Annotated in this window: 1 protein-coding gene; it reads left to right on the forward strand. The window is 68.1% G+C overall.

Going from position 1 to position 279, the window contains the following annotated elements:
- A partial coding sequence (locus RTX98_RS15080) for an aromatic amino acid lyase (RefSeq protein WP_312797634.1) occupies positions 1 to 279 on the forward strand: 279 nt, incomplete at both ends.

A 279-nucleotide genomic window follows, 5' to 3' on the forward strand; every position in this document is an offset into this window, starting at 1 on the left:
GCGCTGATGGAGGGCAGCGCGATCCGTGAATCGCATCGCCACGGCGACGAGCGCGTGCAGGACCCGTATTGCCTGCGCTGCCAGCCGCAGGTGATGGGCGCCGCGCTCGACGTGCTGCGCAAGGCCGCCGACACGCTGGCCACCGAAGCCAACGGCGTGTCCGACAATCCGCTGATCTTCGTTGAAGACGACACCGCGCTATCCGGCGGCAATTTCCACGCCGAGCCGGTGGCGTTCGCGGCCGACATGATTGCGCTGGCCGTCTGCGAAATCGGCTCG

It is taken from the genome of Tianweitania sp., from assembly GCF_032053605.1.
Classification (GTDB): Bacteria; Pseudomonadota; Alphaproteobacteria; order Rhizobiales; family Rhizobiaceae; genus Tianweitania.